The organism is Methylorubrum sp. POS3, from assembly GCF_043352485.1.
Lineage (GTDB): Bacteria > Pseudomonadota > Alphaproteobacteria > Rhizobiales > Beijerinckiaceae > Methylobacterium > Methylobacterium suomiense.
Genome location: NZ_JAPRBT010000001.1, coordinates 821,645 through 843,881 on the forward strand (window position 1 = coordinate 821,645; position 22,237 = coordinate 843,881).

21 protein-coding genes are annotated in these 22,237 nt (G+C 68.7%); 12 read left to right on the top strand and 9 right to left on the bottom strand.

The annotated features are described in order from the left end of the window. Window positions 1-76: 76 nt before the first annotated feature. The 4 genes from OWC43_RS03965 (at window position 77) to glnT (ending at window position 4,402) form a co-directional block, all read left to right on the top strand. Window positions 77-985, top strand: a complete 909-nt coding sequence (locus OWC43_RS03965) for a glutamine amidotransferase family protein (protein WP_393955782.1) — start codon at window positions 77-79, stop codon at window positions 983-985. Next, window positions 985-1,674, top strand: a complete 690-nt coding sequence (locus tag OWC43_RS03970) for a protein glxC (RefSeq protein ID WP_137828457.1) — start codon at window positions 985-987, stop codon at window positions 1,672-1,674. The genes OWC43_RS03965 and OWC43_RS03970 overlap by 1 nt, the downstream gene beginning before the upstream one ends. Then, entirely contained in the window at window positions 1,674-3,008 is a 1,335-nt protein-coding gene (locus OWC43_RS03975; RefSeq protein ID WP_137828458.1) for an FMN-binding glutamate synthase family protein, read from the top strand. The genes OWC43_RS03970 and OWC43_RS03975 overlap by 1 nt, the downstream gene beginning before the upstream one ends. 95 nt (window positions 3,009-3,103) lie before the next feature. Next, on the top strand, window positions 3,104-4,402 hold the full coding sequence (gene glnT, locus OWC43_RS03980; RefSeq protein WP_393955783.1) for a type III glutamate--ammonia ligase: 1,299 nt from the start codon (window positions 3,104-3,106) through the stop codon (window positions 4,400-4,402). Window positions 4,403-4,706: 304 nt separating this feature from the next. Here glnT and glp read toward each other — a convergent pair whose 3' ends face one another. The 5 genes from glp to OWC43_RS04005 all read right to left on the bottom strand — a co-directional run bounded on the left by glp (window position 4,707) and on the right by OWC43_RS04005 (window position 9,134). Further along, window positions 4,707-5,933: a gephyrin-like molybdotransferase Glp gene (glp, locus tag OWC43_RS03985; RefSeq protein WP_393955784.1), complete on the bottom strand. Its 1,227-nt coding sequence runs from the start codon at window positions 5,931-5,933 to the stop codon at window positions 4,707-4,709. A gap of 40 nt (window positions 5,934-5,973) precedes the next feature. Next, window positions 5,974-6,465, bottom strand: coding sequence for a cyclic pyranopterin monophosphate synthase MoaC (gene moaC / locus OWC43_RS03990; protein WP_393955785.1), 492 nt, complete (start codon window positions 6,463-6,465; stop codon window positions 5,974-5,976). After that, complete coding sequence (gene trpC / locus OWC43_RS03995; RefSeq protein WP_393955786.1) at window positions 6,466-7,314, bottom strand: indole-3-glycerol phosphate synthase TrpC; 849 nt, start codon at window positions 7,312-7,314, stop codon at window positions 6,466-6,468. A 44-nt stretch (window positions 7,315-7,358) separates the two neighbouring features. Beyond that, the gene (trpD, locus tag OWC43_RS04000; RefSeq protein ID WP_393955787.1) at window positions 7,359-8,372 is read right to left on the bottom strand and encodes an anthranilate phosphoribosyltransferase; all 1,014 of its coding nucleotides are present in this window, start codon (window positions 8,370-8,372) and stop codon (window positions 7,359-7,361) included. A gap of 159 nt (window positions 8,373-8,531) precedes the next feature. Then, window positions 8,532-9,134 carry an aminodeoxychorismate/anthranilate synthase component II gene (locus tag OWC43_RS04005; RefSeq protein WP_137828464.1) on the bottom strand — a complete coding sequence of 201 codons (603 nt, stop codon included), beginning with the start codon at window positions 9,132-9,134 and terminating at the stop codon, window positions 8,532-8,534. 285 nt (window positions 9,135-9,419) lie between these two features. Here OWC43_RS04005 and OWC43_RS04010 point away from each other — a divergent pair, with 285 nt between their 5' ends. Further along, on the top strand, window positions 9,420-10,139 hold the full coding sequence (locus tag OWC43_RS04010) for a DUF5625 family protein (RefSeq protein WP_393955788.1): 720 nt from the start codon (window positions 9,420-9,422) through the stop codon (window positions 10,137-10,139). 4 nt (window positions 10,140-10,143) lie between these two features. On the opposite strand, the gene trpE is transcribed toward OWC43_RS04010, so the two are convergent. After that, on the bottom strand, window positions 10,144-11,664 hold the full coding sequence (gene trpE / locus OWC43_RS04015; RefSeq protein WP_393955789.1) for an anthranilate synthase component I: 1,521 nt from the start codon (window positions 11,662-11,664) through the stop codon (window positions 10,144-10,146). Between the two features lie 7 nt (window positions 11,665-11,671). After that, a complete protein-coding gene (locus OWC43_RS04020) occupies window positions 11,672-13,576 on the bottom strand; it encodes a SurA N-terminal domain-containing protein (protein ID WP_393955790.1) in 1,905 nt (634 codons plus the stop codon). Between the two features lie 337 nt (window positions 13,577-13,913). On the opposite strand from OWC43_RS04020, the gene tpiA reads away from it, so the two are divergent. After that, window positions 13,914-14,678 carry a triose-phosphate isomerase gene (gene tpiA, locus OWC43_RS04025; RefSeq protein ID WP_137828468.1) on the top strand — a complete coding sequence of 255 codons (765 nt, stop codon included), beginning with the start codon at window positions 13,914-13,916 and terminating at the stop codon, window positions 14,676-14,678. 181 nt (window positions 14,679-14,859) lie between these two features. Here the strand turns inward: tpiA and OWC43_RS04030 are convergent, their stop codons facing one another. After that, entirely contained in the window at window positions 14,860-15,132 is a 273-nt protein-coding gene (locus OWC43_RS04030) for a hypothetical protein (RefSeq protein ID WP_137828469.1), read from the bottom strand. 218 nt (window positions 15,133-15,350) lie between these two features. Here OWC43_RS04030 and secG point away from each other — a divergent pair, with 218 nt between their 5' ends. Both secG and OWC43_RS04040 read left to right on the top strand, forming a co-directional pair. Then, complete coding sequence (gene secG, locus OWC43_RS04035; protein WP_393955791.1) at window positions 15,351-15,812, top strand: preprotein translocase subunit SecG; 462 nt, start codon at window positions 15,351-15,353, stop codon at window positions 15,810-15,812. 167 nt (window positions 15,813-15,979) lie between these two features. Then, on the top strand, window positions 15,980-17,608 hold the full coding sequence (locus tag OWC43_RS04040) for a CTP synthase (RefSeq protein ID WP_137828471.1): 1,629 nt from the start codon (window positions 15,980-15,982) through the stop codon (window positions 17,606-17,608). A 280-nt stretch (window positions 17,609-17,888) separates the two neighbouring features. Here the strand turns inward: OWC43_RS04040 and OWC43_RS04045 are convergent, their stop codons facing one another. Beyond that, window positions 17,889-18,197 (bottom strand): hypothetical protein, encoded by a 309-nt coding sequence (locus OWC43_RS04045; RefSeq protein ID WP_137828472.1) that lies wholly within the window; start codon window positions 18,195-18,197, stop codon window positions 17,889-17,891. A gap of 157 nt (window positions 18,198-18,354) precedes the next feature. On the opposite strand from OWC43_RS04045, the gene OWC43_RS04050 reads away from it, so the two are divergent. The 4 genes from OWC43_RS04050 (at window position 18,355) to OWC43_RS04065 (ending at window position 22,156) form a co-directional block, all read left to right on the top strand. Next, the gene (locus OWC43_RS04050; RefSeq protein WP_137828502.1) at window positions 18,355-18,807 is read left to right on the top strand and encodes a DNA polymerase III subunit chi; all 453 of its coding nucleotides are present in this window, start codon (window positions 18,355-18,357) and stop codon (window positions 18,805-18,807) included. A 168-nt stretch (window positions 18,808-18,975) separates the two neighbouring features. After that, entirely contained in the window at window positions 18,976-20,586 is a 1,611-nt protein-coding gene (locus OWC43_RS04055) for a S10 family peptidase (protein ID WP_393955792.1), read from the top strand. Further along, a complete protein-coding gene (locus OWC43_RS04060; RefSeq protein ID WP_393955793.1) occupies window positions 20,583-20,945 on the top strand; it encodes a hypothetical protein in 363 nt (120 codons plus the stop codon). The genes OWC43_RS04055 and OWC43_RS04060 overlap by 4 nt, the downstream gene beginning before the upstream one ends. An 83-nt stretch (window positions 20,946-21,028) precedes the next feature. After that, window positions 21,029-22,156: a carboxylate-amine ligase gene (locus OWC43_RS04065; protein ID WP_393955794.1), complete on the top strand. Its 1,128-nt coding sequence runs from the start codon at window positions 21,029-21,031 to the stop codon at window positions 22,154-22,156. The last annotated feature ends 81 nt before the right edge of the window (window positions 22,157-22,237 follow it).

A 22,237-nucleotide genomic window follows, 5' to 3' on the forward strand; every position in this document is an offset into this window, starting at 1 on the left:
CCCCATAATTGACAGCATCGGCGGCCCATGCGAGCAATCCGACCACGGGCGAAGCGGCTCGCTGAGGGTGAAGGCGATGTGCGGGATTGTTGGGCTCTTCCTGAAAAATCCGAAGCTGGAGCCGCAGCTCGGAACGCTGCTCGCCGACATGCTGAAGACCATGACGGATCGCGGGCCCGACAGCGCCGGTTTCGCCGTCTACGGCTCCGACGGGACGGGCGTGAAGCTGACCCTGCGCGGACCCGACGCCAAGACCCTGGCCGGGGCGGTTTCCGGCCTCGAAGCGGCGCTCGGCGGTGTCGTCGGCACGACGGCGCGCGACACCCATACCGTGATCGCCCTGGAAGCCGACCAGGAGACGGCCGCCCGTGATTGGCTCTCGGCCAACGCGCCCTGCATCGACGTGGTCAGCGCCGGCAAGCGCATGGAAATCTACAAGGAGACGGGCCTGCCGGAGAACGTCGCCAAGCGCTTCGATCTCTCGAAGATGACCGGCACCCACGGCATCGGTCACACCCGCATGGCCACCGAGAGCGCGGTGACGACGAACGGCGCGCATCCCTTCTCGACCGGTCTCGACGAGTGCCTGGTTCATAACGGCTCGCTGTCGAACCACAACGACATGCGCCGCCGCCTCCAGCACGAGGGCATCACCTTCGCCACCAAGAACGACACCGAGGTCGCCGCCGGATATCTGAGCTGGCGGATGCGCGAGGGCGCCTCGCTGAAGGACGCGCTCGAATCGAGCCTGACCGACCTCGACGGCTTCTTCACCTTCGTCGTCGGCACCGAAACGGGCTTCGCCGTCGTGCGCGATCCGATCGCCTGCAAGCCCGCCGTGATGGCCGAGACCGACGATTACGTCGCCTTCGGCTCCGAGTACCGGGCGCTGATCGGGCTGCCGGGGATCGACAAGGCCCGCGTCTTCGAGCCCGAACCAGCACGCGTCTACGCGTGGGAACGCCAAACGGGGGAGCGCCACTGATGCCCGTCTACGATCTGAGAAGCGCAGGCCTGCGCGACCTGAACCGCCAGCTGCATGCGCTGCGGCCCGACACCAACGAGACCCACTGGACGGTCCAGAACCCCGACGGCGCCCACGCCATCGCGGCCGGGCTCGACGCCCCGGTCACCGTCGAGATCGAGGGCAATGTCGGCTATTACTGCGCCGGCATGAACAAGCTGGCCAATGTCGTGATCCACGGCAGCGCCGGCACCGGGGTCGCCGAGAACATGATGAGCGGCTTCGTCCACGTGAAGGGCGATGTCAGCCAGTCGGCGGGTGCCACATCCCATGGCGGCATGCTCGTCGTCGACGGCAATGCGGGCGCCCGCTGCGGCATCTCGATGAAGGGCATCGACATCCTCGTGAAGGGGTCGATCGGCCACATGTCGGCCTTCATGGCCCAGGCCGGGACGCTGACCGTTCTCGGGGATGCCGGCGAGGCGCTCGGCGACTCGCTCTACGAGGCGCGCCTCTACGTGCGGGGCTCCGTGAAGAGCTTGGGGGCCGACTGCATCGAGAAGGAGATGCGCGACGAGCACCGCGAGCAGCTCTTCGCCAAGCTGAAGGCGGCCGGGCTCGCGGGCGAGGTCGATCCGTCCGAGTTCCGTCGCTACGGCTCGGCCCGCACGCTCTACCACTTCCATGTCGACAACGCCGGAGCCTATTGATGGCCGAGAACGCTAAGGGCCCCCGTACGGCGCCGCGCTATTCGGCGACCTTCACGCCCGAAGTGATGTCCGAGATCCGCCGCGCGGCGGCGACCGGCATCTACGACATCCGCGGCGCCGGCGCAAAGCGCAAGCTGCCTCATTTCGACGATCTGCTGTTCCTAGGCGCCTCGATCAGCCGCTACCCGCTCGAGGGCTACCGCGAGCGCTGCAGCACCGAGGTCGTGCTGGGCTCGCGCTTCGCCAAGAAGCCGATCCACCTCAAGACGCCGATCACCATCGCCGGCATGAGCTTCGGCTCGCTCTCGGCCAACGCCAAGGAGGCGCTCGGCCGGGGCGCGACGATCGCCGGCACCTCGACCACCACCGGCGACGGCGGCATGACGCCGGAGGAGCGCGGGCATTCCAAGACGCTGGTCTACCAGTACCTGCCGTCCCGCTACGGCATGAACCCGGACGACCTGCGCCGGGCCGACGCCATCGAGGTCGTGATCGGCCAGGGCGCCAAGCCCGGCGGCGGCGGCATGCTGCTCGGCCAGAAGATCACCGAGCGCGTCGCCGGCATGCGCTGCCTGCCCGCGGGCGTCGATCAGCGCTCCGCCTGCCGCCATCCGGACTGGACCGGTCCGGACGACCTCGAGATCAAGATCGGGGAGCTGCGCGAGGTCACCGAGTGGGAGAAGCCGATCTACGTCAAGGTCGGCGCCTCGCGGCCCTATTACGACACGGCCCTCGCGGCCAAGGCCGGTGCCGACGTGGTGGTGCTCGACGGCATGCAGGGCGGCACCGCCGCGACGCAGGACGTGTTCATCGAGCATGTCGGCCTCCCCACCCTCGCCGCCATCCGTCCCGCCGTGCAGGCCCTGCGCGACCTCGGCCTGCACCGCAAAGTGCAGCTCATCGTCTCCGGCGGCATCCGCTCGGGTGCCGACGTCGCCAAGGTCCTGGCGCTCGGGGCCGATGCGGTGGCCATCGGCACCGCTGCGCTGATCGCGCTGGGCGACAACGATCCACGCTGGGAGGAGGAGTATCAGGCGCTCGGGACCACGGCCGGCGCCTATGACGACTGGCACGAGGGCAAGGACCCCGCCGGCATCACCACGCAGGATCCGGAGCTGATGAAGCGCCTCGATCCGGAACTCGCGGGGCGGCGCCTCGCCAATTACCTCGCGGTGATGACGCTGGAGGCCCAGACCATCGCCCGCGCCTGCGGCAAGAGCCACCTCCACAACCTCGAGCCCGAGGATCTGGTGGCGCTCACCATCGAGGCCGCCGCCATGGCCCAGGTGCCGCTCGCCGGCACCAGCTGGGTTCCGGGCCAGACCGGGCTCTAAGAGGACCAGGGCCGCCCTGATCGGAGGGGCGGCCTTTTTCTTGAATGCGGGGCCTGGAGCGCGAGGCTCGGCCCACCGGACGGGAGGACATCGTCATGCCCCTGGATCTCGAGAGCGCCGCCAAGGAACGCGGCATCAAGTATTTCCTCGTCTCCTACACCGATCTCTTCGGCACCCAGCGCGCCAAGCTGGTGCCGGCGGCGGCCATCAAAAGCACCTGCAAGAACGGAGCAGGCTTCGCGGGTTTCGCCACCTGGCTCGATATGAGCCCGGCCGATGCCGACCTGTTGGCGGTGCCCGATCCCGACGGCCTGATCCAGCTGCCCTGGAAGCCCGAGGTCGGCTGGCTGCCGGCGGATCTCGTGATGGATGGCAAGCCGGTCGAGCAGGGACCGCGCAACATCCTCAAGCGCCTGATCAAGGACGCCGCCCGCGACGGCCTTCAGATGAAGACCGGCGTCGAGTGCGAGTTCTTCCTGATCACGCCCTGCGGCTCGGAGCCGGCCGACATGGCCGACAAGCAGATCAAGCCCTGCTACGACCAATCGGCTCTGATGCGCCGCTACGACGTCATCACCGAGATCTGCGACGCGATGCTGTCGCTCGGCTGGAAGCCCTACCAGAACGACCACGAGGACGCGAACGGCCAGTTCGAGATGAACTGGGACTATGACGATGCCCTCGTGACCGCCGACCGGCACGCCTTCTTCAAGTACATGACCCGCTCGATCGCCGAGAAGCACGGCCTGCGGGCGACCTTCATGCCGAAACCCTTCATGGACCTGACGGGCTCCGGCTGCCACGCCCACGTCTCGGTCTGGCGCGACGGCCGCAACGTCTTCGCCGATGCCTCCGACGAGATCGGCATGTCGCAGGACGGCTACCACTTCATCGGCGGCCTGATCCACTCGGCGGACGCGCTCGCCGCGATCACCAATCCTTGCGTGAACTCCTACAAGCGCATCAACGCGCCCCGCACCACCTCGGGCGCGACCTGGGCGCCCAACACCGTCACCTATACGGGCAACAACCGCACCCACATGATCCGCATCCCGGATGGCGGGCGACTCGAATTCCGCCTCGCGGACGGCGCGGCCAATCCCTACCTGCTCCAGGCGGCGATCCTGGCCGCGGGCATGGACGGGATCCGCAACCGCCGCGATCCGGGCAAGCGCCTCGACATCAACATGTACACCGACGGGCACACGGTGGAGGGCGTGAAGCGCCTGCCGCTCAACATGCTCGACGCCATGCGGGCGCTCGAGCAGTGCGACGTGCTCAACGACGCCTTCGGCTCCTTCGTGCCGAGCTATCTCAAGCTCAAGACCGAGGAGTGGAACAGCTATTGCCGCCACCTGACCCAGTGGGAGCGGGACACCACGCTCGATTGCTGAGGATCCGCTCGCACCACATGAGGCCGCAGCATCGATCCGGTCGCTGCGGCCGCTCGCCGAGAGCCTGCTCGACAGGCACATCCCACTCAATCCCCTCATCCTGAGGTGCCGCGAAGCGGCCTCGAAGGAGGGCTCCAGACATCGCGCGATCCCTGGAGCCCTCCTTCGAGGCTCAGGCTTCGCCCGAGCACCTCAGGATGAGGGTGAGGATTGGAGTGATCGCAGCATCGAACCAGTCTGATCTTGAGGAGACAACAGGTCGCCGAGACCCCCCGCGGCGACGGGCCACCGCTTCACGTCATCCTCAGACGAGGCGCCGGTCGAGCCGGATGATGCGGCAGAGATCGCCCGCCTTCGCCGCCGGCGCGTGCGGCGCGCGGACCAGCAGGGCTTCGCTCGCGCCGAGCACCGACAGCATCGACGAATCCTGGCGGTTCTCGGGATGTACCACCGGCAGGCGATCCGGGGCCGTGTCGAGGCGGGCGCGCAGGTAATCCTGGCGCTGGTCGTTGCCCGGCATATCGCGTCCGAGCACGGCCGGCTCGCTGCGATCCGCACCGGCCGCGGGATCGCCGAGCAGCGCCCGGATCGCCGGGACGACGAAGAGCAGGCCGCAGACGATCGACGAGACCGGATTGCCCGGCAGGCCGATCACCGCCATGGCGCCGAGCCGCCCGAACATCAGAGGCTTGCCGGGCCGGAGGGCGATGCGCCAGAACCCGAGTTCGAGCCCCTCCTCGCGCAGGGCCGCCTGAACGAGATCGTGGTCGCCGACCGAGGCACCGCCCAGGGTTACGACGAGATCCGCGCCGGCCTCCCGGGCGCGCCCGATGGCCCTTCGCAAGGCATCCAGATCGTCGGAGACGATACCGAGGTCGATCGCTTCCGCACCCGCCTCGCCGGCAAGCGCGCTGAGCGCCAATCCGTTCGAGGCGATGATCTGGTCCCAGGCCGGCGTCTCGCCCGGCCGCACCAGCTCGTCGCCGGTCGCGATGACCGCAACGCGCGGACGACGGCGCACCGGCACCACCGCGTGACCGGCCGCCGCCGCGAGGGCGAGGCGGCGGGTATCGAGGGTCTCGCCCGCCCGCAGCAGCGTCTCGCCTTCGGAGAAATCGAGCCCGGCCCGGCGCAGGAAGCGGCCGCTCGCGACGGATTCGCGGGCGATCACCGTGTCGCCGGCGGCGTCGGCATTCTCCTGAATCAGGATGGCGTCGGCGCCCTCGGGAACGGGAGCCCCGGTGAAGATGCGCACGGCCTCGCCCGGCCGGATGCCCTGGGCATAGCCATGGCCGGCGGCGCTGGTGCCGACCACGCGCAGGGTCGCGGGCACCTGCGCCACGTCGGCCGCACGCACGGCGTAACCGTCCATGGCCGAGGCGGGGAAGGGGGGCTGGGTGCGCCCGGCGGCGAGATCGGCTGCCAGCGTGCGTCCGGCGGCCCGGCCGACCGGGACCGACTCGGGCTCGACCGGGCCAGGGATGGCCGCGAGGATCTTCGTGAGGGCTTCGGCGACGGGGAGGAGACTCATGCGTGGCGCTTCCCGCGGCGCGCCGCACCGGGACGCGCGCTCACGCCTCCTCCTCCGCCCGCCACTGCCCGGATTTCCCGCCCTCCTTGGACAGGAGGCGGATGCCCTCGATGCGCATCCCCCGATCGGCGGCCTTCACCATGTCGTAGACCGTCAGGCAGGCGACCGAGACGGCGGTAAGTGCCTCCATCTCGACCCCGGTCTGGCCCTGAACCCGCACCTCCGCGGTGAGCCGCAGGCCGGGTAAGGCTGCATCCGGCTCGCAGGCGATCTTGACCTTGGTCAGCAGGAGCGGATGGCAGAGCGGGATCAGCTCATGGGTGCGCTTGGCCGCCATGATGCCGGCGAGCCGCGCGGTGCCGATCACGTCGCCCTTCTTGGCGTCGCCCTCGCGGATCAGCGCCAGGGTCTCCGGGTGCATCACGACGACGCCCTCCGCGACGGCCGTCCGCGACGTGGCGGCCTTGTCCGAGACATCGACCATGTTGGCCGCGCCGGTGGCATCGATATGGGTGAGGCGGCCCTCGCTCACTTACTTCTCGTCCCCGAACAGCAAGGCCCGCGTCGCGGCGGTCACGTCCGCCTGCCGCATCAGGCTCTCCCCGACCAGGACGGTGTCGAGACCGTGCGGGCGCAGCCGCCGAACGTCGGCATGACCGCCGATGCCGCTCTCGGCCACCGCGATCCGGTCCGCGGGGATGCCGGGCTTGAGCCTGATCGCGGTCTCGAACGAGACCTCGAAGGTCTTGAGATTGCGGTTGTTGACGCCGACCAAGCGTGTGCCGAGCGGCAGGGCCCGCTCCAGCTCCTCCGCGTCGTGGACCTCGACCAGCACATCCATGCCGAGATCGTGGGCGGTCTCGACCAGGGCCGCGGCCTCCGCATCGTCGAGGCAGGCCATGATGACGAGGATGCAGTCGGCGCCCCAGGCCCGCGCCTCGAACACTTGGTAGGGCTCGAACAGGAAGTCCTTGCGCAGCACCGGCAGGGCGCAGGCCGCGCGGGCCGCGACGAGGAATTCCGGAGCGCCCTGGAATGAGGGGGTGTCGGTCAGCACCGAGAGGCAGGTGGCGCCCCCCGCCGCGTAGGCCCTGGCGAGCGCCTCGGGATCGAAGTCGGCCCGGATGAGCCCCTTGGAGGGCGACGCCTTCTTGATCTCGGCGATCAGCGCCGGTCGCCCTTCCGCGATATGCGCTTCGATGGCGGCGGCGAAGCCCCTCGGCGCATCGGCCTTCGCCACGAGCTTCTCGAGCTTGGCCAAGGGCAGCCGCAGCTTCGCCTCGGCGACCTCGCGACGCTTGTAGGCCTCGATCCGGGCCAGCACACTCGCGCGCTGCGGTGCCGGGGGGCTCGCGATCACATCGGCCACGATGTCGTCCATCGGTCGATCCTCGGTGTCCTGCACACGGCCCTGTTGGGGCCTTATCACGCCTGGGATGCCGCGACGAGCCGGGCAAGGGTCGCCCGCGCCGCGCCGGAATCGATGGCGGCCTGCGCCCGCTCGACACCCTCCTTGAGGCTGCCGGCGGCACCGGCCACGACGAGACCGGCGCCCGCATTCAGCACGGCGATGTCGCGATAGGCGTTGCGCTCCCCCTCCAGCACGGCGCGCAGGGCCGCCGCGTTGTGCTCGGGATCGCCGCCGCGCAGGTCGTCGAGGGTGGCGAGCGGGACGCCGACATCCTGCGGGTGGATGGTGAAGCGGGAGAGCGCACCGTCCTCCAGCGCGACCACCGCCGTCGGGCCGGTGGTAGTGATCTCGTCGAGCCCGTCCGCGCCGTGCACGGTCCAGACCCGGCGGCTGCCGAGGGTGCCGAGCACGCGGGTCAGAGGCTCGGCCCAGGCGGGGCGCGAGACGCCGAAGACCTGGGCGGTGACGCCGGCCGGATTCGAGAGCGGGCCGAGCATGTTGAAGATCGTGCGGAACGGCAGTTCGGAGCGCGTCGGAGCGACGTGGCGCATGGCGCCGTGATGCGTCTGGGCGAACATGAAGCAGAGGCCGGCCTGCTCGAGGCAGCGCTGCAATCCTTCGGGTTGGAGCCCGATGGTGACGCCGAGGGCGGCCAGCACGTCGGCGGCGCCCGAGCGCGACGTGGCCGCGCGGTTGCCGTGCTTGGCGACCGGCACGCCGCAGGCGGCGGTGAGGATCGCGGCGAGCGTCGAGACGTTGTAGCTGCCCGAATGGTCGCCGCCGGTGCCGACAATGTCGATGGCCCCCTCCGGCGCCGTCACGGGCAGCATCCGCGCCCGCATCGCCGAAACCGCGCCGACGATCTCGTCCTCGCTCTCACCGCGCACGGCGAGCGCGGTCAGGAAGGCGCCGGCCTGAACCGGCGTGACGTCGCCCGAGAGCAGATCGTCGAAGGCGGCACGCGCCTGATCGCGGGTCAGCGCGGTGCCGGTCGCGACCGTGGCGAGATGGGTCTTGAAGGCGTCCATGACGGCTCGCTCGTATCCTCCGTTCCCCTCGCCCTGTTCGGAAGGGGAGGGGTGGTGCAGAAGGCACCGAAGCGACCTCTTCTGAACGACCCCCCATCGTCCTCTCTCCGCGGGCGGGAGAAAAGCCAGCGCCGTCAATGCACGGCGAACCCGTCCTTGTCACCCGCGGGCGCCGGACTCCGCCCGCCACGCGGCGGCGATGTCGAGGAAATTCCTCAGGATTTGCGTGCCGTGGTTCGAGAGGATGCTCTCGGGGTGAAACTGCACGCCGTGCACCGGCAATGTCCGGTGCTGCAATCCCATGATGAGGCCGTCCGCCTCCGCCGTGACCGCGAGATCGTCCGGGCAGCTCGCGCGGTCGACCACCAGGGAATGATAGCGGGTGGCGTCGAACCCCTCGTTGATGCCGCGGAACACGCCCTTGGCCTCGTGGCGAATGGTGGAAACCTTGCCGTGCATGGGGGCAGGCGCGCGCACCACGTCGCCGCCATAGGCCTGTCCGATGGTCTGGAGCCCGAGGCACACGCCGAAGATCGGCACCTCCGCGCCGAGTTCCCGCACCACGTCGAGGCACACCCCGGCCTCGTTCGGCGTGCAGGGCCCCGGCGACAGCACCAGGGCGTCCGGCGCCCGCTCACGGATCCCGGCGACGTCGATCTGATCGTTGCGCACCACGTCGATCCGGCCGCAGAGCGGGCCGATGAGGTGGACGAGATTCCACGTGAAGGAATCGTAGTTGTCGATGACGAGAACGTTGGACATCGGGCAAGGCCTTGCGGCGAAATCGGCGGACCTGACTCCGACCCAAATCCTCATCTGAGGTGCCGCGGTGCGGTCTCGAAGAGGGCTCCAGCGCGCTCGTGACTTCTGGAGCCCTCCTTCGAGGCCGCCGCTGCGCGCCGGCACCTCAGGATGAGGGGGTGGATGGGATGGACCGTGCTGACGGCGTGGCGACCCACTTGGGCCAAGTCAAGCCCGCCGCTTCTCGGAAAAAGGAACACGGGGTGGCCGAAATGTGCGGCAACGCGCATTCACGAAACTGTTCGAATGGGAATGCTGCGTTTATTGATAAATCAACTAATGGACGTGGCTGTGGGCATCTTTATTGTTAGACAGCGATGGCTGCATATCATATTTGCTATCTTATTATTCTGGCTATCAGGCTTTGAGTTCTGGAGGAGGGAAACGTTCACGGTCCCCCTTGATCAGCCAATCTCGTTATCGACAGCGGGAAAGTTCGAAGATGATTTTCGCGTTCGAGTTGATACTACCCACGAGCTGACGATCCGCTTTTCCAAAGGAACGCGTTCGCGCGAGGAAGCGATGCGGCTCGTCGGTAGTCGGTGGGACTGCCGAGAAAAGACTTTAAAAACAGACTGCGACGCATCTGTTCCTCTTCGATGGATCCTTACGGACCAATTCGGGAAGGTCGTCGTCGCAGGCGAGGGTGAAACACATGGCATGACGGGTCATGCATCGGATGAGTTTTGGCGCACCGTCGTGCCGTCAATTTACGTCCAGGCAGGCCACTATCATCTCAGTGCGACAATCCTTCGTGACGTGCCGGAATTTCTCGGAATGACAGCACACCTGTCGTTCGCCTTGCCAGGCGGCAAACGATCGTTCGGCTGGCAGAGCGACTTGGCCTTCTGGGGTGGCTTGATAAATTTCTTTGTTCTGATTCCCATGACAGGCAGCTTCGGCATGATTTTGATTGGACAGGGGCTCGGTGCCTGGGTTCGAAGCCGTCGTCGGGTCGGCCCCTGATCGGCTACTGTCCCCGCCGCGCCCGGCTCGCGAACGACACCGCGTCCTCCGCAGCCCGGAACAGGGCCTTCGCCTTGTTGACGCATTCCTGCTGTTCGGAATGCGGATCGGAATCGTAGACGATGCCCGCCCCCGCCTGCACGTGCATGCGCCCGTCCTTCACGATAGCGGTGCGGAGCACGATGCAGGTGTCCATCTCGCCGCGGGCGCCGAAATAGCCGATACAGCCGCCATAGGGGCCGCGCTTCTCGCGTTCCAGCTCGTCGATAATCTCCATCGCCCGCACCTTCGGGGCGCCCGAGACCGTGCCGGCGGGAAAGCCCGCCGCCAGGGCCGACAGCGTGTCGTGCGCGGGATCGAGATCGCCCTCGACATTCGAGACGATGTGCATGACTTGGCTGTAATATTCGAGGAAGAACGATCCGGTCACCCGAACACTGCCGATCTTCGACACCCGGCCCACGTCGTTGCGGCCGAGATCGAGCAGCATCAGGTGCTCGGAGCGCTCCTTCGGGTCGGCGAGCAATTCTTCCGAGAGCGCCTTGTCCTCGGCGGGCGTTGCGCCGCGGCGGCGCGTGCCGGCGATGGGGCGGATCGTCACCGTTCCCTCGCGGACCCGCACGAGGATCTCGGGGCTGGAGCAGACGACCTGGAAATCCTCGAAATCGAGGTAGCACAGGAACGGGGCCGGGTTGGTGCGGCGCAGGGAGCGGTAGAGCGCGAAGGCCGGAAGGGTGAACGGCGCCTCGAAGCGCTGGGACAGGACTACCTGGAAGATGTCGCCCGCGACGATGTACTCCTTGGCCTTGGCGACCATTTCCAGGAACGCGTCCGGTGGCGTGTTCGAGACCGGAGAGGGCAGGGCGAGGCTGCCCGCATCCGCTCGGGTCTCGATCGGCAGCGGTCCCTCCAGGGCCGCCGCCACCCGATCCAACCGGTCCTGGGCGGCCTCCAGGGCGATGCCCGCGCTCACGCCCTCGACCGGGCGCACGGGGGTCACGACCGTGAGGGCGTCGGCCACCGCGTCGAACACCACCATGGTCCGCGGGCGCACGAGAATGGCGTCCGGCACGCCGAGCGGGTCGGGGTTGGGCTCCGGCAACCTCTCCATGTCGCGGACCATGTCGTAGCCGAGATAGCCGAACAGGCCCGCCGCCATCGGCGGCAGCGTCGCACTGCCGGGCTCGTCGCCGATGGCACTCTCCGCGATCAGAGCACGCAGCGATTCCAGGGGCGGGCGGTCGTCGGGGACGAAGGTCGACAGGGTCGCGTCCCGTGCGATCTCGGCACGGCCGTCGCGGCACCGCCAGATCAGGTCGGGATCGAGCCCGATCATCGAGTAGCGCCCGCGCACGGCGCCGCCCTCGACCGATTCCAGCAGGAAACCGGGGCCGGCATGCCCTTCCTTGAGCTTCAGGAACGCGGCGACGGGCGTCTCCAGATCGGCGACCAGGGTGAGGCCGAGCAGGCTCGGACGGCCCGCCTCGTAGGCGCGCACGACCGAGACATGAGCGGGATCGGTCATCCTGGCCTCAATACTCGCCGCCGAGGGCGCGTCGGAACGCGGCCTGGTTGACACTCACGCCCGCGCTCTTCTGCACTTCGGTCAGGAACTCGCCGAGCACGTCGTCGGCGAGCGCCGTCCGCAGCGAGTTCACGAGCTGCGTGTCGGTCGGCGTGCCCGGCACGAAGGCCGGCATCGTCGCGGCCGTCACCTTGAACACCGCGCGACCCTCGCCCGAGGGGGCCGAGGCGGCCTTGCCGACCGGGGTCACGAAGATGCGCTCGACGGTCTCGTTCGAGAGGTCGTCCTTGGACTGGTTGCGGCCGAGATCGGTCACCTCCTTGACGGTGAGTCCGGCCTCCTGGGCCACGGTCTCGATCGCGTCGCCCTTCTCCAGCCGCTCGGTCAGCTCCTTGGACTTGGCGACGAGCCTTTTGTCGGTCTCGGCCTTGGTCCAGCCCTTCACCGCCTCGTCGCGCACCTCGTCGAGGGATTTTTCCCGCGAGGGCGTGACCTTGACCACATCGTACCAGATCGAGCCGCCGTCCTTGGTGCGCAACGCCTCGGTGTCGTTGCCGACATCGGCCCGGAAGGCGGCGGCCAGCGTGGTGTCCTTATCCGGAATGCCGGCCACCGGATTCCCGGCCGGATCCAGCCCGCTTGCATCGACCGCCGGGATCGAGAGCATGGTCAGGCCCTGTTCGCCCGCGATCTCGGCGAGCGGCTTGGCGGCGGCGCGGGCATCCTCGATGGCGTCCTGCGCTTGCTGAAGGCCCGTCTCTCGGGCGCGCCGCAGGGCGACTTCCTTGCGAACCTCGTCGGCCACCGCCTCGAACGGTTTGACGTCGCCGGGTTCGATGCCGGTGACGCGCAGAAGCACGGTGCCGAACCGGCCCTTGACCGGCTGGCTGACCTTGCCCTGCTCCAAACCGAAGGCGGTGTCCGCCACCGCCGGATCGAACAGCTCCGACTTCGACAACGTGCCGAGGTCGAGCTGCTTCGGATCGAGGCCGCGGGCGGCGGCGATCGCCTCGAACGGCTGTTCGCCGCTCTCGATCTTGGCCCGCGCGTCCTGGGCGGCGGCCTCGTCGGGGAAGGTGATCTGCTGGATCGTCCGGCGCTCCGGCTTGCCGAACCGACCCTTGTTGGCGTCGTAGGCGGTGCGAGCATCGGCTTCGCTCACGGAATCGGGCTTGGCGAGCGTCTCGGGCTCCAGCACCAGCAGATTCAGGTTGCGGTATTCGGGGGCACGGAAGCTGCCCTTGTTCGCCTCGTAATAGGTCTTCAGCTCGTCGTCGGTCGGCGCCGGGATCTCGCCGACGGCCGAGGGCGCCAGCGTCAGCACGGCGGCCGAGCGGCGCTCGGTCGAGTAGCGATGCACCGCCTCGCGCATCACCTGCGGCACCGGGAGGTCGGCGACGGTCGCGTCGGCCAGCTGGAGCCGGGCGATGACTGAGCGCTGCTCGCGCACGAACAGGGCCTCGTTCAGGCCCGCGCGCTGGAGCGTCTGGTAGAACAGGGTGCGGTCGAAGCTGCCATTGGCACCCTTGAAGCTCGGTTCGTCCTGGATCGCCCTGAGCACCGCGGCGTCGGAGACGGCGAGGCCGAGATCGGCGGTCTTCTGATCGAGGGCGGCCTCGGTGATGAGCTGCGACAGAACCTGCCGCTCGAGGCCCAGGGCGCGGGCCTGATCCGGCGTCAGGGTGCGCTTGAGCTGCTGCTGATAGCGCTGGAGCTGGTTCTGATAGGCGGTGCGCACCTCCTCGGCCGAGATCGGCGTCTTGCCGACGGTGGCCACCGTGGTGCTGGAGCCGCCGCGGAAGAATTCCTCCACGCCGAAGATCGCCACGCCCGCGATGAGGAGCGTGAAGATCACGCTCAGCACGATCTTGCCGAGCCAGTGCTGGCTGGCGCTGCGTATGGACTGGAGCATCGGACGTCCGGACCTGCAAACCCTGATCGCCCCAGCGCACAGCGTGGGGCATCTGTCGAGGCTCGCGATAGACGATCGGGGCGTCTCCCGCAAAGGGCGGGTTCACGGCAATCGCGTGCGGCGAGCACCCTCCGCCTTGTCGCGATGCTGTCTCAAGCGTCGATGGTCGCGTCCGGTCGTTGAGGTTCCGGCGCCGAAGCCGTTGGCCAAACCGCTCTCCGCTCCCTGACATGCGGCACGATCGCTTCCCCCGGATGGTCTGGAAGGTTTGCGCGCCCAAGCTTGCTCTGCTAGGTCCGCCCCCATCGGATTGCAGGTGCGAGGGGGCCGAAACGCCATGGCGAGCGAGGGACGACGTCCACTGGTTGCCGGCAACTGGAAGATGAACGGCCTGCGCTCCTCGATCGCGACCGTCGAGGCGATCCGGGACGGTTTGTCGCCACAGCTTCTTCAAGACATCGACGTGCTGATCTGTCCGCCCGCGACGCTGATCTCGGCCTGCGTCGAGGCGACGAGCGGTTCGCCGATCGCCATCGGCGGCCAGAACCTGCATGCCCGGCCGAACGGAGCCTTCACCGGCTCGATTTCGGCGGAGATGTTCGCCGATCTCGGCGCCTCCTACGTCATTGTCGGCCATTCCGAGCGCCGCGCCTATCACTACGAGACCGACGACGGCGTCCATGCCAAGGCGCTCGGCGCCCGCCGGGCGGGCCTTCGCGGCATCATCTGCGTCGGCGAGACCATGGAGGAGCGCCAGCAGGGCCGCGCCCTCGACATCGTGCGGGCGCAGCTCGCCATCGGTATCCCGAAGGGCGCGACCGCCGAGGATACGGTGATCGCCTACGAGCCGGTCTGGGCGATCGGCTCCGGCCGGACCCCGACCCCGAAGGAGATCGCCGAGGTGCACGCCTCCCTGCGGGAGATGCTCGACAAGATGGCCGGCAACGAGGGCGCCAAGATCCGCATCCTCTACGGCGGCTCGGTCAAGCCCGGGAACGCCCGTGAGCTGATGTCGGTCGAGAATGTCGACGGCGCCCTGGTCGGCGGCGCGAGCCTCGTGGCCGAGGATTTCCTGGGGATTTGTCGGGCCTACGAGAAGTAGGTCCCTCCTCAACCACCCCCTCATCCTGAGGTGCCCGCGCAAGCGGCCTCGAGGGAGGGGGCAGCCGGCTCACGATCCCTGGAGTCCTCCTTCGAGGCTGCGCTTCGCTCCGCACCTCAGGATGACGGGGGAAGGGTTGGACCGCCGGGAGCACGCCGCCTTGAAATGATGGCGCGCGACTTCAGGCCGGCGTCTTCGCCACCGCCTCTTTCGTGCGCTCGATCATCGACAGCACCGCCACGTAGAAGGCCTGATGCAGCGGGCTCATCTGGTCTGGCCGGATCGTGTCCGCGAGCGCCGCCTGCAGCCCGTCCATCGCCGCCGCACGGCCGGCCGGATCGGGCTTCTCGAGGGCGATCCGCAGCAGATCGGTCTGAACCGCCGCGAGCTCGTCGCGGTCGGCGCGGTCGATGAAGCTGCGCAGGCGCGCGGCGTCGGTCTCATATTCGCTCATGCGTCCTCCTCGCATGCTGTCATCCGCCTGGCGAGTGGCGATGCGCAGAAACGCGTGCGCCGGCCACCCTCATGCGGCCGAGGCCGGTTGGCGCGGCTGGGCAAACGGTGTAGGAGCCCCCACTTCGTGCAGCGGCCTCCGCGAGCGCGCCCCTTGCGCGCGATCAACGGCGGTCAGGCACCGAGAGGCTCCGTCGACGGGCGGACACCGGAAACACCATGCAGACCCTCCTGATCGTCGTCCACCTCATCATCGTACTGGCGCTCATCGCCGTGGTGCTGCTGCAGCGCTCGGAAGGCGGCCTGGGACTCGGCGGCGGCGGCAGCGGCGGCGTGTCGGGCTTCATGACCGGCCGGGGACAGGCGAACGCGCTCACCCGCGCCACGGCGATTCTGGCGGCCCTGTTCTTCACCACCAGCATGGCGCTGGCGATCATGGCCCACCGCTCGGCGGCGCCGCGCTCGATCCTCGACGGAACCGGCCAGCCGCAGGGTCAGGCCGAGCAGCCCAACAAGCCGGTGAACGCCGACAACCTGCTCGACACGCTCCGCCAGGGCAGCCAGAACGCGCCTGTGGGTCAGCCCGCAGCGCCGCCGTCCACCGCGCCGGCCGCCCCGGTCGAGAGCGCGCCGCCCGCTGCCCCGACGCCGTTGACCCCCGAGGCGCCGCAGTCCCGCTGATCTCCCCACGTCGCCGGTGCTCCATCGGCGACGGAAAAGACTTCACCGAAAAAACTCTCGCACCGGCGCGAGGCTGTTAGGCCTGCGCCGCGCCCCGTTCGGCTGACGGGATGCGGCGACCGTTGCGGTTTGGCGAATCGCTCGAGCCCCTTTATGGACCGAAGCCCATGACGCGGTACGTTTTCATCACCGGCGGCGTGGTCTCCTCGCTGGGCAAGGGTCTCGCCTCGGCAGCCCTTGCCGCCCTGCTCCAGGCACGCGGCTACCGCGTCCGTCTGCGCAAGCTCGATCCTTACCTCAACGTCGATCCGGGGACGATGAGCCCGACCCAGCACGGCGAGGTCTTCGTCACCGACGACGGCGCCGAGACCGACCTCGATCTCGGCCATTACGAGCGCTTCACCGGGCTCCCGGCCTCGCGCGCGGACAACGTCACCACGGGTCGGATCTACCTCGACATCATCACCAAGGAGCGGCGCGGCGACTATCTCGGCGCCACGATCCAGGTGATCCCGCACGTCACCAACGCCATCAAGACCTTCGTCCTCGACGGCAACGACGAGTACGATTTCGTCCTCGTCGAGATCGGTGGCACGGTCGGCGATATCGAGGGGTTGCCGTTCTTCGAGGCGATCCGCCAGATCGGCCAGGAGCGTCCGCGCGGCAGCGTCTGCTACCTGCACCTGACGCTGCTTCCCTACATTCCGTCGGCCGGTGAGCTGAAGACCAAGCCGACCCAGCACTCCGTCAAGGAGCTGCGCTCCATCGGCATCCAGCCCGATATCCTGCTCTGCCGCTGCGACCGCCCGATCCCCGAGGACGAGCGGCGCAAGCTCGGCCTGTTCTGCAATGTGCGGGAGAGCGCGGTCATCGAGGCGCGCGACGTGGACACGATCTACGCCGTGCCGCTCTCCTACCGGGAAGCCGGCCTCGACCGGGAGATCCTGGCCCATTTCGGCATGGAGCCGCCCCAGGAGCCGCAGCTCGACCGCTGGAAGAAGATCCTCGACCGTGTGCGCAACCCGGAGGGCGAGGTCACCATCGCGATCGTCGGTAAATATACGGGCCTCAAGGACGCCTACAAATCACTGACCGAGGCGCTCACCCATGGCGGCATCGCCAACAACGTGCGCGTCAACCTCGAATGGATCGAGGCGGAAGTGTTCGAGCGCGAGGATCCGGCGCCGTTCCTGGAAGGGCTGCACGGCATCCTCGTGCCGGGCGGCTTCGGACAGCGCGGCGCCGAGGGCAAGATCCGCGCGGCCCGCTATGCCCGCGAGCGGCGCATCCCGTATTTCGGCATCTGCTTCGGCATGCAGATGGCCGTGATCGAGGCGGCGCGCTCGCTCGCCGGCATCGAGAACGCCAATTCGACCGAGTTCGGCGAGACCTCCGAGCCGGTGGTGGGCCTGCTCACCGAGTGGATGCGCGGCAACGAGCTGGAGCGGCGGGCGGCGGAGGGCAATCTCGGCGGCACGATGCGGCTCGGCGCCTACGGGGCGACCCTGAAGGCCGGGACCAAGATCGCGGAGATGTACGGGGAGACCGAGATCTCGGAGCGCCACCGCCATCGCTACGAGGTCAATATGGCCTATCGCGAGTGCCTGGAGGCCAAAGGCCTGCGCTTCTCCGGAACCTCGCCGGACGGCCTTCTGCCCGAGACGATCGAGCACGAGGGGCATCCCTGGTTCATCGGCGTCCAGTTCCACCCGGAGCTGAAGTCGCGTCCCTTCGAACCGCACCCGCTGTTCAAGGGGTTCGTCGCCGCCGCGGTCGAGCAGAGCCGGTTGGTCTAGGTCGCCGCGGCCTCCGATCGCGCCCGAGGGATAGGCTGCCGTCTCGGCCGAATTCACCGTGACGGCAGAAGCGAGATCGATTTTGGCGCTTTCAGGCCAGGATCGCCCGCGGCATTCCGGGTGTCCGGTTCAGCCGGGAAGCCGACGAACCGTTTACGGGGATTGATGGCCGGTTCGTGCCCGATCTGATCGGGTTGCCCTCACGGGCGGATCGGACCCGATACACCACGTATAAAAAAAGGGCCGGAATCACCCGGCCCCCTTTCCTGAATGCGTTGGCTTAGCGGCCCGCGGCTCCGCCCGCGGCACCCGCGCCACCAGCTCCCGTTCCGGTGCTCATGCTTCCGCCAGCGGTTCCGCCCGCCGCACCGGGGGCCCCGGGGGCCATGCCGGTTCCGGTCGATCCGGTGGTCGCACCGGTGGCGGAGCCGGTCGAGCGCTCCATGCCCTTCTCGGAATTGCTCTTCACGCTGCCGGGATTGTTCATGTTGCCCTCGGCACTGCCGCCGCCGGCCGCTGTCTGGGCGAAGGCCGCACCCGAAAGGGCGAGGCCGAGGGTGGCCGCGAGGGCGATCGTGGTGGTCCGCATGGTTCGTTTCATCCCTGATGGTTGTCTCGAGGGTAAACCGGCGACCATCGGCAATGTTCAGAACATTCTCCTCCTCGGCAGCGGCGTGCCGCTCGGTAGGCCCGCGACGCTCGGTCCGCGCTGTGCCGGAACGCTGCGGCCCTATATCAGTACGGCCGTGACCGAGATTCTGTTCTACCACCTTCAGCGTCAGCCCCTCGAAAAGGTGCTGCCGAACCTCCTCGAGAAGTCGCTGGAGCGCGGCTGGCAGGCGGCCATCCAGGCGGTGAGTGAGGAGCGGTTGCAGGCCCTCGACGACGGCCTGTGGACCTATACGGACGAAAGTTTTCTCCCCCACGGCACGGACCGGGACACCGACGCCGCGACCCAGCCGGTGGTGCTGACCCTGCGCACCGAGAACCCCAACGGCGCCTCGATCCGCTTTCTCGTGGAGGGGGCGGATCTGCCTGAGGATGCGGGTGGCTACGAGCGCATCTGCATCCTGTTCGACGGCACCGACACCGACGCGTTGCTGCGCGCTCGCGAGCAGTGGCGCGGCGCCAAGGAGGCCGGTCATACGGTCGCCTACTGGCAGCAGGACGAGTCCGGACGCTGGGCCAAGAAGGCGTGAGGCGGCCTTCGCCGGCTCCGCGTCGAACCTCCCGTTCCGGGCTTCGTCGCGGGGACGGGCCTCTCGATCTCAGGCTTTCCGCGGCTCTGATCCCAGGGCCGGCAACCACCCTTCCGGCCGGTGCTCGGATCCGCAGCGGTGAACGATGGTAGAGACGGATACGAGCGCATGATGCATCCGACCACGCGCCTTCCCGCCGGGGCGGTTCGCGCCTGCCTCGCCGGCCTCCTCGCGGTCTGCCTCGGCCTCGCGCCGGCGGTCGCCCCGGCTCAGCCGGCTTCCGCGCAAGGACAGTCGCGCAAGGCACCCGAACGCGAGGGACGGCGCCTGCCGCCGGACGCCACCACCGAGCATCGGATCGATCTGGGTGAGGGCCGTACGCTCGGCTTCAAGGCCACCGCCGGAAGCCTTGGCCTCGTGGACGAGGACGGCAAGCTCCAGGCCGAGATCGCCTTCATCGCCTATCTGAAGCCCGGCACGGCGGAAGAGAGTGCGGCGCGCCCGATCACCTTCGCGGTCAATGGCGGGCCGGGTGCGGCCTCGGCCTATCTCAATATCGGCGCCATCGGTCCCTGGCGTCTGCCCACCGACGGCGGCACCATCAGCCCGTCGCAGCGGCTCGACCTTCAACCCAACCCCTCGACCTGGCTCGATTTCACCGATCTGGTGTTCCTCGATCCCGTCGGGACGGGCTATAGCCGCGCCGCCGACGGGGACGGCAAGAAGTACTGGAGCGTCGAGTCCGACGCCTCAGTCCTGGCGGCGACCATCGCGCGATACCTGCGCCAGAACGATCGGCTCGCCTCGCCGAAATTCTTCGTCGGCGAGAGCTATGGCGGCTTCCGCGGACCGCTCATCGCCCAGAAGCTTCAGGACGATGTCGGAATCGGATTGTCCGGTCTCGTGCTGCTCTCGCCGGTCCTCGATTTCGGCTGGCTGCAATCGCCGCGCACCACGCCCTGGGGCTACGTCACGCGGCTGCCCTCCTTCGCCGCCGCTGCCTTAGAGCGTGCCGGCACGACCCCCGACCGCACCCTGATGCGCGAGGCGGAGGCCTACGCCGCGGGCGACTATCTCGCCGACCTCCTGAAGGGGCCGTCCGACCGCGAGGCGGTGGCGCGGCTCACGGAGAGGTTGTCGGCCTTGACCGGCCTCGATCCCGAGACCGTACGCCGGCAGGCGGGCCGCATCTCGTCATCGAGCTATCAGCGGGAGATCGGCCGCGATGTCGGGCGGGTCGCGTCGGCCTACGACACCGGTGTGACCGGCTGGGATCCGGATCCGGGCGCGGCCCATTCCGGCTTCGAGGATCCGGTGCTGACCGCACTCCAGGCACCGCTCTCGGGGGCGATGGTCAGGCTCTACACCGAGCGTCTCGGCTGGCGCGTCGAGAACATGCGCTACGAACTCCTGAACAATGCGGTCAACCGCGGCTGGAGTTGGGGCTCGGGCCGTTCCGCGCCCGAGGCGATGGGAGCCCTCAAGGACGTCTTGGCGCTCGACGGCACCCTGCGCGTTCTGGTCGTTCACGGCTTCACCGACTTGGTGACCCCCTACTTCACCTCGAAGCTCCTGATCGACCAGATACCGGTCTACGGCGAGGCCGACCGGCTGAAGCTGTCGGTCTATCCGGGCGGGCACATGTTCTACACGCGCCCCGACTCGCGGAAGGCGTTCCACGCGGACGCCGCCGATCTCTATGCCCGTGCCCTGCGCGCCCGCTCCGATGGCAGCGCGGGGGGAGGGGGCGCGGCCGACCGGCCGAGGCCGACGCCGTGAGGGTGTTGGTCTTCCTCGCGGCGCTCGCGGCCCTGTCCGCCTGCACCGCCACGGAGCGGGCGGCCCCGTTTCCCGCGCCGCCGCCGCCCAGTGCCGTCCTGCCGAAGGCGCCCGCCCCGTCGTACGGGCCCGTCCTCGACGGGAGTGGCGCCTGCACCGGGTCCGCTCCGGAAACGGCCGCCGCCATCGAGCCCGGCATCGGCGAGTGCGATCTCGTTCGGCTCAAGGGACGTCCACCCACCGATGTCCTGATCGGCGAAGGCCGCTCCGGCCGCGAGGTGCAGGTGCTCTACACCGAGCCGGGGGCGAAGGAGCTGTATTTCTTCGTCAACAACCGACTCGACCGCATCGTGCGTTAGAGCCTTCGGGAAACTGGACAGCGGATTGCTTGCGGCGCGTGGTGCCCGGCATTCCGTCCGGAGAGCGGGAGGCAGACGGCGCGATGGCCCACGAGTACCGGTTCGGGATCGAGGAGGAATTGTTCCTGGCGGATGCCCGCACGCGGGCGGCGCCGCAGGAATCGGTGGCAGCCTTCCACAAGGCCGCCGGCCACCGCCTCGACGGGGTCGAGCGCGAATTGCTCGAGAACCAGGCCGAAATCTCCTCCAAGCCGTCGGCGAGCTTCGCCGAGGCGGAGGATGCCCTGGCGAGCCTGCGCACCGGTTTGTGCCGAATCGGGCGCGAGCACGGCCTCAAGGTCTTCGCCGCCGGTACGCATCCGACCGCGATCTGGGCCGAGCAGCGCGAGACCTCGAAGCTGCGTTACCGCAAGATGATCGACAATCTTCAGATGGTGGGGCGCCGCTCCGTCGTCTGCGGTCTGCATGTCCATGTCGAGGTTCCGGAGCCCGGCGAGCGCATCGCCCTCATCAACCGCCTGATGCCCCACCTGCCGGTTCTGCTCGCGCTCTCGACCTCCTCGCCCTTCTACGACCGGCACCGTACCGGGCTCGCCGGATATCGTCTGCGCGCCTATGCCGAGCTGCCCCGCACCGGCCTTCCCGAACTCTTCACGGACGCCGCCGATTTCGACCGCTACGTCCGGGTGATGACCCGGGCCGGCGCCGTCGAGGACGCGACGTATTTCTGGTGGCACATCCGTCCCTCCATTCGCTATCCGACCTTGGAGCTTCGGGTGGCCGACAGCTGCACTAGGCTCAAGGACGCGCTCGCCATCGCCGCGCTCTATCGCTGCCTCGTACGACTCTCTGTGCGCCGGCCGGACCTCGCCCCACCCCTGACCGGGGCCAGCCGCGGGATCGTCATGGAGAATCTGTGGCGGGCCGAGCGCGATGGCGTGAACGCCAATCTCGTCGACGAGGCGGCGGAAGAGACCGTCCCGGTGCGCCGCCTCGTCGAGCGGCTGCTCGACCTCACCGCGGAGGATGCGGCGGCCCTGGGCTGCGCCTCCCAGGTCGCCCACGCGCTCACCATCGCCAGCTGCGGATCGAGCGCCGACGGGCAGATCGCGGCCTATGAGAAGGCGCTCGATGCCGGCGCCGGCAAGCGCAAGGCGCTTTCCCGCGTCATCGACTGGCTGGCCCAAGAGACGGCGGATTGCGGCCGGTAGCCCCTCCAGGACGGCAGGAATCGGGAATCCAACGCTCGGCTCCCGCCACCTGCGCGGGAGCCGCCGAAGGAATCGCGGTGC

What these genes read in the sequence shown, in the direction of transcription:
- OWC43_RS03975 (WP_137828458.1), top strand. Translation starts at nt 1,674, where the DNA reads ATGGCCGAGAACGCTAAGGGCCCCCGTACGGCGCCGCGCTATTCGGCG.
- OWC43_RS04055 (WP_393955792.1), top strand. Translation starts at nt 18,976, where the DNA reads ATGATGCATCCGACCACGCGCCTTCCCGCCGGGGCGGTTCGCGCCTGC.
- secG (WP_393955791.1), top strand. Translation starts at nt 15,351, where the DNA reads ATGCAGACCCTCCTGATCGTCGTCCACCTCATCATCGTACTGGCGCTC.
- OWC43_RS04065 (WP_393955794.1), top strand. Translation starts at nt 21,029, where the DNA reads ATGGCCCACGAGTACCGGTTCGGGATCGAGGAGGAATTGTTCCTGGCG.
- glp (WP_393955784.1), bottom strand. Translation starts at nt 5,933, where the DNA reads ATGAGTCTCCTCCCCGTCGCCGAAGCCCTCACGAAGATCCTCGCGGCC.
- OWC43_RS04005 (WP_137828464.1), bottom strand. Translation starts at nt 9,134, where the DNA reads ATGTCCAACGTTCTCGTCATCGACAACTACGATTCCTTCACGTGGAAT.
- glnT (WP_393955783.1), top strand. Translation starts at nt 3,104, where the DNA reads ATGCCCCTGGATCTCGAGAGCGCCGCCAAGGAACGCGGCATCAAGTAT.
- OWC43_RS04045 (WP_137828472.1), bottom strand. Translation starts at nt 18,197, where the DNA reads ATGCGGACCACCACGATCGCCCTCGCGGCCACCCTCGGCCTCGCCCTT.
- OWC43_RS03970 (WP_137828457.1), top strand. Translation starts at nt 985, where the DNA reads ATGCCCGTCTACGATCTGAGAAGCGCAGGCCTGCGCGACCTGAACCGC.
- OWC43_RS04010 (WP_393955788.1), top strand. Translation starts at nt 9,420, where the DNA reads ATGGGAATGCTGCGTTTATTGATAAATCAACTAATGGACGTGGCTGTG.
- trpD (WP_393955787.1), bottom strand. Translation starts at nt 8,372, where the DNA reads ATGGACGCCTTCAAGACCCATCTCGCCACGGTCGCGACCGGCACCGCG.
- OWC43_RS04040 (WP_137828471.1), top strand. Translation starts at nt 15,980, where the DNA reads ATGACGCGGTACGTTTTCATCACCGGCGGCGTGGTCTCCTCGCTGGGC.
- trpE (WP_393955789.1), bottom strand. Translation starts at nt 11,664, where the DNA reads ATGACCGATCCCGCTCATGTCTCGGTCGTGCGCGCCTACGAGGCGGGC.
- trpC (WP_393955786.1), bottom strand. Translation starts at nt 7,314, where the DNA reads ATGGACGACATCGTGGCCGATGTGATCGCGAGCCCCCCGGCACCGCAG.
- tpiA (WP_137828468.1), top strand. Translation starts at nt 13,914, where the DNA reads ATGGCGAGCGAGGGACGACGTCCACTGGTTGCCGGCAACTGGAAGATG.
- OWC43_RS03965 (WP_393955782.1), top strand. Translation starts at nt 77, where the DNA reads ATGTGCGGGATTGTTGGGCTCTTCCTGAAAAATCCGAAGCTGGAGCCG.
- OWC43_RS04020 (WP_393955790.1), bottom strand. Translation starts at nt 13,576, where the DNA reads ATGCTCCAGTCCATACGCAGCGCCAGCCAGCACTGGCTCGGCAAGATC.
- OWC43_RS04030 (WP_137828469.1), bottom strand. Translation starts at nt 15,132, where the DNA reads ATGAGCGAATATGAGACCGACGCCGCGCGCCTGCGCAGCTTCATCGAC.